The following is a 12,998-nucleotide window of genomic DNA, read 5'->3' on the forward strand; positions in this document are numbered from 1 at the left end:
CTATGACGGATCGATACATTTCGTGAATCCTCCACCCTGCTGTTTTTAATGGGGGAGGAGGCGGGAGGATGAGAAGCGAGTTTCTGCAACCGGTTACAGTGGGCGCGACAGTTTTTCGTGATCTTCGTTTCAATTTTCCGTGGGGTTTTGTGTGCGCCAGAACACATAACTGTCAGTTATGTAATGGCGATCACAGATACCAGGGTGGGGGCGTAGGGCTAAGGAGGATGAGAAGCACTTGCCATCTGCGCAAACTGGCATCCGTAACGCCACTACCTTGACCTTGATGTATCCACGCGCATAGCAAACCACCATTCAAAGGATGGGAATAAATATGAAAATTAAAACTGGCGCCCGCATCCTCGCTCTGTCTGCCCTGACAACGATGATGTTTTCCGCCTCTGCACTGGCTAAAATAGAAGAAGGCAAACTGGTCATCTGGATTAATGGTGACAAAGGCTATAATGGCCTTGCTGAAGTTGGTAAGAAGTTTGAGAAAGATACCGGTATTAAAGTCACCATCGAACACCCGGACAAACTGGAAGAAAAATTCCCACAAGTTGCGGCAACTGGCGATGGCCCGGACATCATCTTCTGGGCACACGACCGTTTCGGTGGTTATGCACAATCTGGCCTGCTGGCCGAAATCACTCCAGACAAAGCTTTCCAGGACAAACTCTATCCGTTTACCTGGGACGCAGTTCGTTACAACGGCAAGATCATCGCTTACCCAGTTGCGGTTGAAGCACTCTCTCTGATTTACAACAAAGACCTGGTACCTAATCCGCCGAAAACCTGGGAAGAGATCCCAGCACTCGATAAGCAGCTGAAAGCGAAAGGTAAGAGTGCGTTGATGTTCAACCTGCAAGAACCGTACTTCACCTGGCCGCTTATCGCTGCTGACGGTGGTTATGCGTTCAAACTCGAAAACGGCAAATACGACGTGAAAGATGTTGGCGTCGATAGCGCAGGCGCGAAAGCTGGCCTGAGCTTCCTGGTCAACATGATTAAAAACAAAGAGATGAACGCGGATACCGACTACTCCATCGCAGAAGCGGCCTTTAACAAAGGCGAAACCGCGATGACCATCAACGGCCCGTGGGCATGGTCCAACATCGATAAGAGCAAAATCAATTACGGCGTAACGCTGCTGCCAACCTTCAAAGGTAAAGCATCTAAACCGTTCGTTGGTGTGCTCAGTGCCGGTATTAACGCCGCCAGCCCTAACAAAGAACTGGCGAAAGAGTTCCTGGAAAACTACCTGCTGACCGACCAGGGTCTGGCTGAAGTCAACAAAGACAAGCCATTGGGTGCAGTTGCACTTAAATCTTACCAGGATCAACTGGCGAAAGACCCACGTATCGCCGCCACCATGGATAACGCCCAGAAAGGCGAAATCATGCCAAACGTTCCGCAGATGTCTGCTTTCTGGTATGCCGTTCGTACCGCAGTCATCAACGCAGTTAGCGGTCGCCAGACTGTTGATGAAGCGTTGAAAGATGCTCAGGGACGTATCACTAAGTAAGTATCTGGTCAATTCCCTCTCTGAAAAGAGAGGGAAAATAATAATATGATTAGATACCCAAAATAATTCGAGTTGCATCGAGGCGGCAAGAGAATGAGTCCCAATGAGCTTAGTAAACTAAGTGATTTGGGCGAGTTCTCACAGCCAACAAAGAGGCAACTTGAAGTATGAAGGGTATAGAGGAAGACCCCATGGATGTAGTTAAAAAGAACCACTGGTGGCAAAGCGATGCACTGAAATGGTCAGTCATCGGCCTGATGGGACTGCTAGTTGGTTATCTTGTCGTATTGATGTACGCCCAGGGGGAGTACCTGTTCGCCATTATGACGCTGATTTTAAGCTCACTTGGCTTATACATTTATGCAAATCGTAAGGCTTACGCCTGGCGCTATGTTTACCCAGGCCTTGCTGGCATGGGGCTGTTTGTTCTGTTCCCACTGGTTTGTACCATCGCCATTGCTTTCACCAACTACAGCAGCACAAACCAACTGACTCAAGAACGCGCACAGCAGGTGCTGATGGACCGCCAGTATCAGGCGGGAAAAACCTTTAACTTTGGCCTTTACCCGGCGGGCGATGAGTGGCAACTCGCGCTGACTGACGGCGAGTCAGGCAAGAATTTTATCTCCGATACCTTTAAGTTTGGTGGTGCTCAACACCTGAAACTGAAAGACGCCGATGCTCTTCCTGCAGGTGAGAAAGCCAATCTGCGCGTGATTACGCAAAACCGTGCATCGCTGACGCAAATCACAGCTGAAATGCCTGATGAAAGCACCCTGACCATGAGCTCCCTGCGTCAGTTTTCCGGCACACGCCCGCTTTACACTGAAGGTGAAAAGGGTGAACTGACCAACAACCAAAGCGGCGTGAAGTACCGCCCGAATAACGGCACTGGTTTCTATCAGTCTGTAAATGCCGACGGTAACTGGGGCAACGAGCAGTTAAGCCCAGGCTACACGGTGACTATCGGCTGGAAGAACTTCCTGCGTGTATTCCACGATGAAGGCATCCAGAAACCGTTTATGGCGATTTTCGTCTGGACGGTGATCTTCTCAATCCTGACGGTGATTCTCACCGTGGCGGTTGGCATGATTCTGGCCTGCGTTGTGCAGTGGGAATCGCTGAAAGGCAAAGCGATTTATCGCGTGATGTTGATACTGCCATATGCAGTGCCATCGTTTATTTCTATCCTGATTTTCAAAGGCTTGTTCAACCAAAGCTTCGGTGAAATCAACATGATGTTGAGCTCACTGTTTGGTATCAAACCGGCCTGGTTTAGCGACCCGACCACCGCGCGTTCAATGATTATTATCGTGAATACGTGGTTGGGTTATCCGTACATGATGATTCTGTGCATGGGCTTGTTAAAAGCAATTCCAGATGACCTGTACGAAGCCTCGGCAATGGATGGCGCAGGCCCGTTCCAGAACTTCTTTAAGATTACGCTGCCGCTGCTGATTAAGCCGCTGACGCCACTGATGATCGCAAGTTTTGCCTTTAACTTTAACAACTTCGTGCTGATTCAACTGTTAACCAATGGTGGCCCGGACCGCCTGGGAACCACAACGCCTGCGGGTTATACGGACTTGCTGGTGAGCTACACCTACCGCATCGCCTTCGAAGGCGGCGGCGGTCAGGACTTTGGTTTAGCTGCGGCTATTGCAACGCTTATCTTCATTCTGGTTGGCGCATTAGCGATTGTTAACCTGAAAGCCACCCGTATGAAGTTTGATTAAGGAGCAACACACATGGCTATGGTTCAACCCAAATCTCAAAAGCTGCGTTTATTTACCACGCACCTTTTATTACTACTGTTTATCGCGGCAATTATGTTCCCGCTGCTGATGGTCATTGCGATTTCGCTGCGTCCGGGTAACTTCGCGACGGGCAGCCTGATCCCGGACCAAATCTCCTGGGAACACTGGAAATTAGCGCTCGGTTTCAGCGTGCAACATGCCGATGGCAGCGTCACGCCACCGCCGTTCCCGGTGCTGTTATGGTTGTGGAACTCGATCAAAATCGCGGTCATTACCGCGCTGGGTATCGTGACGCTTTCCACCACTTGTGCCTACGCTTTTGCCCGTATGCGCTTCCCGGGCAAAGCCACACTGCTGAAAGGGATGCTGATTTTCCAGATGTTCCCGGCGGTACTGTCACTGGTGGCGTTGTACGCCTTGTTTGACCGCCTCGGCCAGTACATTCCGTTTATCGGTTTGAATACACATGGTGGGGTGATCTTCGCCTATCTTGGCGGTATCGCGCTACATGTATGGACGATTAAGGGCTATTTCGAAACGATTGATAACTCACTGGAAGAAGCCGCAGCACTGGATGGCGCGACCCCATGGCAAGCCTTCCGCCTGGTGCTTTTACCGCTTTCCGTACCGATTCTGGCGGTGGTGTTTATTCTGTCGTTTATCGCCGCAATTACCGAAGTGCCAGTGGCCTCATTGTTGCTGCGCGATGTTAACAGCTACACCCTGGCGGTCGGTATGCAGCAATACCTCAACCCACAAAACTACCTGTGGGGCGACTTTGCCGCAGCCGCTGTACTTTCTGCAATCCCGATTACTGTCGTGTTCTTACTGGCGCAGCGCTGGCTGGTGAGCGGTCTGACGGCTGGCGGGGTGAAGGGTTAAGATTTCCTGTTAGTTATTGCTTCACATTACGTAATGCCACTGCAAAACCCTCATTTGACCTTGGATTTACTTATGGCGGCCCTTGGGCCGCCTTTTTTTATTCTCGTTTTAAACGGTTGCTGTTACACAGCCACAGCGTAATCACCAGCACCAGGATTGCACCGGAATAAATCAGCACATCGCGCGGATCTTTATGGTCGATGATGATAAGACGCACAATGGCGGTGATACCGATATAGATAAAGTAGCGCAGCGGGAAGTGATAACCCGACTGAAAGTATTTAACGATCAATGCGATAAATTCGAAGTACAGGAAGTAAACCACTAGCCCTTCTATCAGCTGGTACTTGCTGGCTTGATCGGTGGGTGCAAATAACGATGTGGCTAAATGCAGCGTCTCTTTACCCAGGAAGATGATGAGGATCAGGCCAAGCGCAAGCAACGCCAGATTGAGGACCATTTGCATAACTTTAGCGATGAGCTCAACGCCGGGGGTGGTTGTCATAGGAACGCCTCTTGTTCTGGTATAGAGGTGTTGTTATACGTTAAAAATGTGATGCGGTTCTCAATTATTTACTTATATAACCGTTGGGCTATTACGTATGGGCTGTACGGTGAAGGTTCCGTTCACCCGTAAGTTCTGCGTTCCTTGATAACTCTGCTAACGGTGAACGAAAAAATGCATTCTTACATACACATATAAACCTAATTATTGGAACCCCATCAGGTTCCAATAAACCCTCGTTACCTAAAATTAATATCCCGATCGCTCGTCATCCCATACAACTCAAACTTACGTCCCACCATCTGCCCACCGTCACGCGTCAACGGTGTCCAGCTCACTTGTGCACGGCTGCGGGTTGGTGACGACGAGAAGATATCCAGCGGCACATTCACGTAGAAACCTTTGGTGAAGTCCCCTTCCCCGTACTCTTCTTTCGACACGTTGGTGATGGTCGCATAAGTCCCGACAACCACGCCGCTGTCGAAGCGTTTGGAGATCTCCAGCGTACCGCCCTTATCTTTCGCCAGATACTGGCCGATGCTGAGTTTAATCAACACGTCATCGGCAAACGGTGGTGTCCAGTAGCCGGTGATATGGCCGGTTGGCGCGCTGTAATCGGTGAACTTCATCATGTCCTGCGCACTACGCCAGTCACGCTGTTTGACGTAGTTGGCATTCGCGCCAATGGCCCAATTGCTGTCGACGGGACGATACAAGACCTCGGCACCCACCCCGCCATACATAGTTTCGAGATAGCCACCGTACACCTGCCCATACCAGCTGTTGCCCAAATACTGGAAGTAGTTGGCTTGCAGGTTATTGACGTAAATATCGTTCTCAACGTAGTCACGCACATGGGTACGCACGCGCGGCAGCGTTGAGTCGTTAGGTGGATTGGTGTAGTTAAATTTGTCGTAGTTATTGGCAATATTGGCAAACAGGCTGCCGGTGGTCAGCAAGTGATCCGTCACCCACCAGTCAGCGGTTCCCATTACGCCAACCTGGTACATGTAGAAGCTCTCTGGCCCGCCAACAGACTGGTTCAACACCGGGTTAATCGAGAAGTTCACTTTCGATTTATCGATGAAATATCCCTGCTCGGTTTTCTCCGGAATGACCGGCTCAACACGTTTTTGCACCAGTTGTGTTTCATGCCCAAGCGGCTCGCCTTCCAGATGGTTTTGCAGGCTGGCGACATCCGTTTGGGTCGTCACCTGCGGCATATTCAGGCGGGTTTCCGTCACACGGATGGTGCGAATATTCTCCGGCAGGTCATTCATGATGATGCGGTTTGCGCGCTCAATCCCTTCACGGGAGTCGCGGTATTTCACCTGCTCACCCGTGACATATAGGGTATCGCCTTTCACCTGAATATTCGGGTTTGCCAGGCCAGCATTGTATTTAAGAAGCGTCAGCTGATTTGCGACAACCGTCGGTTGTAAAATTTCATCTTGCGGCTGCGGTTGGTATTGCGGGCGACGATTGTCGTTATATCCTGGTCGCAAATCGTTGAAGTTAGTTCGCAACGTCACCCCAAACATAAAGGTATTGCCACGTTCATAGCTGACGTTAACGTCGGCCCAATCGGTGACGCGATAGATAGCGCCGACGTTAAAGTTGCTGCGTTGCTCGAGTTTGCCAGCGAAATCCTGAGTGTAATTGTTACCTTCGTATTCCGCTTTCAGGCGCAGCGGCTGCCACGGAGTCTGGTATTCAATACCGCCAAACAGTGATGCCGGGCCATGGAACATGCCGCTAAAGTTGAACGAACCAGCCTGGTTATAACTGTTATCCCGATAGCAGAAGCCATCGCTCACTTCGCAAAACGGGTTTTTCACGTTGCCGCTGGTGCCCATGTAACCCCAGCCCATACCGAGCGTGAAATCGAACGGCCCCCAGGCTTTGCTCGCCACAACGTATTCACTGTCGAACAGGCCTGTACCGCCCAAGTCACGTACCCCCACCGCCACCTGCGGCAGGTAATAGCCTTCTTCCCAAAGACGCACTTTCATATCGAAGGCTTTATCTTTGTAAGTCTGGTTTCCCGAGAATGCTTCGACGCTGCTGTACTCTCTGGTGCGGACATCGGTGTAGCGCAATGTGGTTTCCAGCCATGGGAAAAGCTGCACTGAGGCTGAGTAAAAACGGTACTGATCGTTATCGCGATAGTTAAGGCTAAACTCGCCTTCTCGCGCCATGCGTGCAGTCGGTGTTTGCAGCAAACCCACACCGCCGAAATCCGATTGTGACGGCCCTACAGGGTCTGGAAAGGTTTCTGCCTGGCAGGCAGTAGATACGGCCAGCGCGAGCAGGCTGTAGAGATATTTTTTCTTCATCAATCCGGTCTCCGATGAGTCAGAGAGTTAAGGATTTGCTGATTCAAGTCGTTGAAATCAGAATTAAATAGTCGCTCTTTAAAGCCGACAAACAAGATGCTGCCTGGAGTGAGTTCGACATGGCGGTTATTCCAGTAGGCCACTGGCGCTTTTTGCGTTTTGCCGTCCGGATAAATCACCCATGCGAAACTGCGGTCGGCGCCACTGAGTTTGTCGATACCATCGAGATATTCGTCGGCGCTGCGCCCGGCAACGAAAGGTTTCACACCCGGTGAACTCACCAGCCCCATCAGCGTGATAGTGGAAGGCTGCGGCCCGGCCCACAGGCTGTAATCACCTTGCAGTGGAACATTGGCGCGAGGGTGAACACGCACCCAGTCCGGGTCGAGATCGACAAACTGCCGCCCGGTAACGTGAATGGCCTGCATTTGCTGGCGCACGCCATTGATTGCTGCTGCATCGTCACCGTCTTCTTCGGCAGCAAAGCCCGATAAAGCGGCTAACAATTTCTGGTGCTGTTGTTCTGCAACCGCCGTTGCCTGCCGTTCGCTAATTACCGCGCCTGGCCACCAGGCCCGCGCAAGTGAGGGCTGAGAGACTAAATCACCGAGGCGCTCTATGTTGGAGAGTTGCTGATTGCCAGGATAAATAGTCACGTTCCCGGCGGCATACGAATAAGCACTGAGTTGCAGGGTGGCCAGGCAAAGCGCCATCCACCCAGAGTTGGCGTTTATTTTCATTCTTTTGCCGCCTTCAACAGAGTCGTGGTGACAGGCCAATAATCCGGGCCAATATATTGTTTTGACTGGCGGACATGGCCTTCGCTATCGATCAAAAAGCGGTTATGCCAGGTTTTGCCGGAAGCGGTAACTTCTTCGTTCAGCACGCGAACGGGCGTGGTGCTTTCAGCAACTTTTAACGTGTCGGTGCCATCCCAGGTAAAGGTTGAATGCGCTGTTGCCATTCGCACCTGCTGGTGTTCGGTCCAGGCCATTTGCCGCGTCCAACTTGCGCCATCGGTTATCTGATTTGCATGTACCAGCGGGTCGTTTAGCGTATTAGTCACTTGCTGGAGGTTGTCGCCAAGACCGGTGGTTTTTACGATACGGCCTTGTTCGGTGACGATCATTGCCCGGTCTTGCGTTACCCATTTTTGCTGGCCGTTTTCGTCATATGCCAGAACGACAAATATTTGTGGGCCGTTATTAATGCTCATGTACTGGCTGGCGTAGCGCATATTCTGAATGTCGTCATTGGTCAGTTGTACGCCGTCACTACCGACAATGCTGTGCCAGAGCGATGAACCAAGGCCTTGCGTAGTGGCAGAACAAGCCTGAAGTACCAGGCAAGCAAGAATAATTACGAGTCGCTGCACGAGGTTTCCCCGGAGTCGAAATAACCACACCGAAGTGTGGTTAGAGTTAAATCACCCGGGAATTATCGGGTGCTGGTCGTTGTGGTGGTTGTGGTCCCAGTATTGGAACCATCACCGCCACCGGTTGCAGCAAGTGCTACACCCACTGCTGACCCGACAGTGCTGGCACTGGCCGCAGTAGAACTCCCTGCGGACTCATAAGTAGCTTGTGCACCAGCGGCTTCACCGACTGCTACCGGATCAGCACTCGCCGCACCAGCTGCTGCCAGCGTGAATATGGCTAAAACGCCATAAAGAACTTTCTTCATAACAATTTCCCTTCATTGAATGAATGGAGATTTGCCCAAAAGGAATTTCAGGCGTTTTCGAGTATACACAACAAGTAATAGCGTTAGGCCGCGAAGGGAAATATGAGAGGCGCTTTAAGATAAATGGAAATATAACAATAATAAGATTATAAAAATTACAGTTAAATCATTAAAAACAATTAGTTAAAATATATATCACTGTCAATTCAATCTAATTAATCCGAAAATAAACCTCCTGAATTATCAGGGTATAGGTATTTTTAGGATTAACCTCAGCGGAGATATATGGGGGAATTATGCAACAAGGGGAATTATCTTATAATTATGCAATACCCATAAATAAGCCGGCGCATAAGGCCGGCTTATATTTAAATCCAACGGCTAATTATGCCCGCCAGGATTTATAACGGTTAATAAGACCATTTGTCGAGCTATCGTGGCTGCCAACTTCTGAAGCATCACCCAGCTCAGGCAGAATACGGTTAGCCAGTTGCTTACCTAATTCCACGCCCCACTGATCGAAGGTGAAGATGTTCAGGATTGCACCCTGAGTAAAGATCTTGTGCTCATACAGCGCAATCAGTGCACCGAGGCTAAACGGAGTGATTTCACGCAGCAGGATGGAGTTGGTTGGGCGGTTGCCTTCGAACACTTTGAACGGCACAACGTGATCCAGGGTTTTAGGATCCAGACCCTGAGCTGCATATTCCTGCTCAACCACTTCGCGAGCTTTACCAAAGGCCAGTGCTTCTGTCTGAGCAAAGAAGTTAGACAGCAGCTTAGGATGGTGATCAGACAGCGGGTTGTGGCTGGTTGCTGGTGCGATGAAGTCACAAGGAACCATTTTGGTACCCTGGTGAATCAGCTGGTAGAACGCGTGCTGACCGTTAGTACCAGGCTCGCCCCAGATGATTGGGCCAGTCTGGTAATCCACAGCGTTGCCGTTACGGTCAACATACTTACCGTTGGATTCCATGTTGCCCTGCTGGAAGTAAGCAGCAAAGCGGTGCATGTACTGGTCGTATGGCAGAATTGCTTCGGTTTCAGCGCCGAAGAAATTGTTATACCAGATACCGATCAGCGCCAGCAGCACAGGCAGGTTCTGTTCTGCTGGAGTGTTTGCGAAATGCTGGTCCATGGCGTGTGCGCCAGACAGCAGTTCTACGAAGTTTTCGTAACCCACAGACAGGATGATGGACAGGCCAATTGCAGACCACAGGGAATAACGACCGCCAACCCAATCCCAGAACTCAAACATGTTGGCCGTGTCGATACCGAATTCGCCAACCGCTTTCGCGTTGGTAGACAGCGCTGCGAAGTGTTTCGCGACGTGTTTGTTATCGCCAGCAGTTGCCAGGAACCAGTCGCGCGCGCTGTGGGCGTTGGTCATGGTTTCTTGCGTGGTGAAGGTTTTAGACGCGACCAGGAACAGCGTGGTTTCCGGGTCAACATTCTTCAGCACTTCAGCAATGTGAGTCCCGTCAACGTTAGACACAAAGTGCATGTTGAGGTGGTTTTTGTAAGGACGCAGCGCTTCGGTCACCATGAATGGGCCGAGGTCTGAACCGCCGATACCGATGTTCACAATGTCAGTAATCGCTTTACCGGTATAGCCTTTCCAGTTACCGCTGATGATGCTCTCAGAGAAGGTTTTCATCTTCTCAAGCACCGCGTTAACTTCTGGCATCACATCTTTGCCATCAACAATGATTGGGGTGTTGCTGCGATTACGCAGTGCAACGTGCAGCACAGCACGGTCTTCAGTACGGTTAATCTTCTCGCCAGCGAACATGGATTTGATAGCGCCCTGCAAATCCGTCTCTTTTGCCAACGCTTGCAGCTTGGTCAGGGTTTCTTCGGTGATGCGGTTTTTGGAGTAATCCACCAGCATTAAGTCGTCGAAAGTGGCGGAGAATTTACCAAAGCGGTCGGCATCCTGAGCAAACAGCTCAGCGATTGTGACGTCTTTCATTTCGTCAAAATGCGCCTGTAAAGCCTGCCATGCAGCGGTCTGCGTTGGGTTGATATTTTTCATAGCGTTACCCTTTTGATTTGAGAACTGTGACTGCGGTCAATTGTATATCCACAAAACAGGATTTGTGATGATTTTTCTACCATTGCACCGGGAATACCGTTTCAGATTATGTGCCCGCTAAAAAGTTGCCGGGGTGGACTCAGCCCTCGATGACCCCGTCTACACTGAGAAAAACAGTATGGCTTCGTAAACCAGGTAAGGTAAAAATTTTATGGAACTGTCTGTACCCCTTTTGTTGGTGGTCATCACGATCAGTTCGCTGGCGGCGCAATGGCTGGCTTGGGCAATTCGGCTACCGGCCATTCTGCCTTTGCTGTTATTCGGTTTGATTCTTGGCCCGTTTACTCACGTGCTCAACCCTGATCAATTGTTTGGCGAACTGCTTTTTCCTATTGTCTCCTTATCGGTCGCCATTATTTTGTTCGAGGGTGCCCTTACCCTGCGTTTTGATGAGATTCGCGGATTAGGCGGCGTGGTGCGCAATCTGGTGAGCATCGGAATGCTGGCGACCTTTGGGGTGATTAGCGTCGCCTGTTGGTGGCTACTGGGCTTAGACCCTGCGTTGGCCGCACTGGTGGGCGCCGTTACGGTTGTTACCGGCCCGACAGTTATCGCACCGCTAATGCGCGTGGTGCGCCCCAATGCTGCAATTAATCAGGTGCTGCGCTGGGAAGGGATTGTTATCGACCCGGTCGGTGCAATCTTCACATTATTAGTTTTCGAATTTATTACGCTACGCCATGAGGCGGGCTCAAACCTGCACCTGGTGATTATCTTCGCGCAAACAGTGGTTGTAGGGTTAGCCTGCGGCGCGCTGTTTGGCTGGCTACTTGGCACGGCATTAAAGCGGGTGTGGCTCCCAGGTTATCTACAAAACTTTGCGGTACTGGCTGTGGTCTTGCTGACCTTTGGGCTATCAAATACGCTGGCCGATGAGTCAGGTTTACTGGCAGTCACGGTACTGGGAATCTGGCTTGCGAATATGCGTGATGTGGATGTCAGCGACATCGTCGCCTTCAAAGAAGAACTCTCAGCAATTCTTATCTCGGCGCTGTTTATTATTCTTGCCGCCCGCCTCGATATTCATGGCGTGCTGGCGATGGGTTGGCCGCTGGTTGCTTTGCTGCTGGTGATTCAGTTTGTCGCCCGCCCATTATGCATTGCAATTTCTACCCTCGGTTCGTCGTTAACCCTGCGCGAAAAGTTGCTGTTAAGTTGGATTTCTCCACGCGGAATTGTCGCGGCAGCAGTCAGTTCATTATTCGCGCTGACGCTACAAAAAAGCGGTTATGAAGGCGCGGATAAACTCGTGAGCGTGGTGTTCGCCATTATTATTGGCACCGTAGTTTTGCAAAGCCTGACCAGCGGACCGCTTGCCCGGTGGCTCAGCGTACAACAACGCAAACCTCGTGGCGTACTGATTATTGGGGCGAATACTGTCGCGCGAACGCTCGCCCACGCGCTGGTGAAGCAAAATATACCTGTCATTCTCACCGACAATAGTTGGGAATATTACCGTCTGGCTCGCATGGAAGGGTTACCAGCCTATTACGGCAACGCATGGTCAGAACATGCTGAAAACTTTCTCGATTTAAGCAATACCGCCCAGGTGTTGGCACTTTCGCCAAATCGGCATCAAAACGCGCTGGCGGTTTATCATTTCAGCCACCTTTTTGGTAACGATAAGGTATTCGCTATTCGTTCCGGCACGGTTCTAAAAGGTCGAGCCAGCAACGAAAGCGCGCGCTTTCGTCGCCATGAGAAACTTTTTCCTGAAGATGTCACCTGGAGTAGTTTGAGCAGTCTGTTAGCCAAAGGTGCGACCATAAAAGCGACACGTCTGAATGAAAGTTTTGGCTGGCTGGAATATCTGGAGAAAAATCGCGGCGTCGTGCCACTTTTTGCCCGTCTTGAAGAAGGAAAAACTATTGCGATAAATGGAAAAACTACCCCAACGCTTCCCTGCACGCTGATTGCACTAGTGCAGAATGAAAAATCCATATCTTCCAGAAGTTGACATCTGGCGCATAAAATTTTATTTCTATACGGCTACTTGCTCACTTGTGAGTAAGCCAGAAGAGGCGCGCCGCCCAGGTATCGTGTTTGAGGAGCCAATCCGCAGACGACACAGGAGGGGGAGCGGCGCCGAGGTAGTGTGCGTATGGCAGCGTGCATTATCGGCCACGGGGGCTGAATCCCTTGGGCTGTCACCAGGAGCATTTCATAATCGAATGCTCCAATATATTCTCCGAATTTATTGGCGTTGCAGCCGCGT

General features: G+C 50.7%; 10 protein-coding genes and 1 riboswitch. Of the genes, 4 read left to right on the forward strand and 6 right to left on the reverse strand.

Going from position 1 to position 12,998, the window contains the following annotated elements; all coding sequences use genetic code 11:
- Positions 1-334: 334 nt before the first annotated feature.
- The 3 genes from malE to malG all read left to right on the forward strand — a co-directional run bounded on the left by malE (position 335) and on the right by malG (position 4,164).
- Positions 335-1,525 (forward strand): maltose/maltodextrin ABC transporter substrate-binding protein MalE, encoded by a 1,191-nt coding sequence (gene malE / locus AC0IXI_RS22085; RefSeq protein ID WP_471683120.1) that lies wholly within the window; start codon positions 335-337, stop codon positions 1,523-1,525.
- A 191-nt stretch (positions 1,526-1,716) separates the two neighbouring features.
- Positions 1,717-3,261 carry a maltose ABC transporter permease MalF gene (malF, locus tag AC0IXI_RS22090; RefSeq protein WP_064515353.1) on the forward strand — a complete coding sequence of 515 codons (1,545 nt, stop codon included), beginning with the start codon at positions 1,717-1,719 and terminating at the stop codon, positions 3,259-3,261.
- Between the two features lie 12 nt (positions 3,262-3,273).
- Positions 3,274-4,164, forward strand: coding sequence for a maltose ABC transporter permease MalG (malG, locus tag AC0IXI_RS22095; RefSeq protein ID WP_413499735.1), 891 nt, complete (start codon positions 3,274-3,276; stop codon positions 4,162-4,164).
- A gap of 97 nt (positions 4,165-4,261) precedes the next feature.
- Here the strand turns inward: malG and psiE are convergent, their stop codons facing one another.
- From psiE to pgi, 6 genes are all read right to left on the reverse strand, one after another.
- Positions 4,262-4,669, reverse strand: a complete 408-nt coding sequence (gene psiE / locus AC0IXI_RS22100; RefSeq protein ID WP_134186069.1) for a phosphate-starvation-inducible protein PsiE — start codon at positions 4,667-4,669, stop codon at positions 4,262-4,264.
- A gap of 239 nt (positions 4,670-4,908) precedes the next feature.
- Positions 4,909-7,005 carry a YjbH domain-containing protein gene (locus AC0IXI_RS22105; RefSeq protein WP_134186419.1) on the reverse strand — a complete coding sequence of 699 codons (2,097 nt, stop codon included), beginning with the start codon at positions 7,003-7,005 and terminating at the stop codon, positions 4,909-4,911.
- Entirely contained in the window at positions 7,005-7,745 is a 741-nt protein-coding gene (locus AC0IXI_RS22110) for a capsule biosynthesis GfcC D2 domain-containing protein (RefSeq protein WP_471683121.1), read from the reverse strand. Before AC0IXI_RS22110 ends, AC0IXI_RS22105 begins: the two co-directional genes overlap by 1 nt.
- Positions 7,742-8,380, reverse strand: coding sequence for a YjbF family lipoprotein (locus tag AC0IXI_RS22115; RefSeq protein WP_134186065.1), 639 nt, complete (start codon positions 8,378-8,380; stop codon positions 7,742-7,744). The genes AC0IXI_RS22110 and AC0IXI_RS22115 overlap by 4 nt, the downstream gene beginning before the upstream one ends.
- Positions 8,381-8,442: 62 nt before the next feature.
- Positions 8,443-8,688, reverse strand: coding sequence for an exopolysaccharide production protein YjbE (yjbE, locus tag AC0IXI_RS22120; protein WP_134186063.1), 246 nt, complete (start codon positions 8,686-8,688; stop codon positions 8,443-8,445).
- A 385-nt stretch (positions 8,689-9,073) separates the two neighbouring features.
- Complete coding sequence (gene pgi / locus AC0IXI_RS22125) at positions 9,074-10,723, reverse strand: glucose-6-phosphate isomerase (RefSeq protein ID WP_064515339.1); 1,650 nt, start codon at positions 10,721-10,723, stop codon at positions 9,074-9,076.
- 211 nt (positions 10,724-10,934) lie between these two features.
- Between pgi and AC0IXI_RS22130 the strand changes: the two genes are divergently transcribed.
- Positions 10,935-12,740: a cation:proton antiporter gene (locus AC0IXI_RS22130; RefSeq protein WP_134186061.1), complete on the forward strand. Its 1,806-nt coding sequence runs from the start codon at positions 10,935-10,937 to the stop codon at positions 12,738-12,740.
- Between the two features lie 51 nt (positions 12,741-12,791).
- A riboswitch (Lysine riboswitch) is annotated at positions 12,792-12,968 on the forward strand.
- Positions 12,969-12,998 lie beyond the last annotated feature (30 nt).

The sequence above is a fragment of the Buttiauxella sp. AC038 genome, assembly GCF_979253565.1.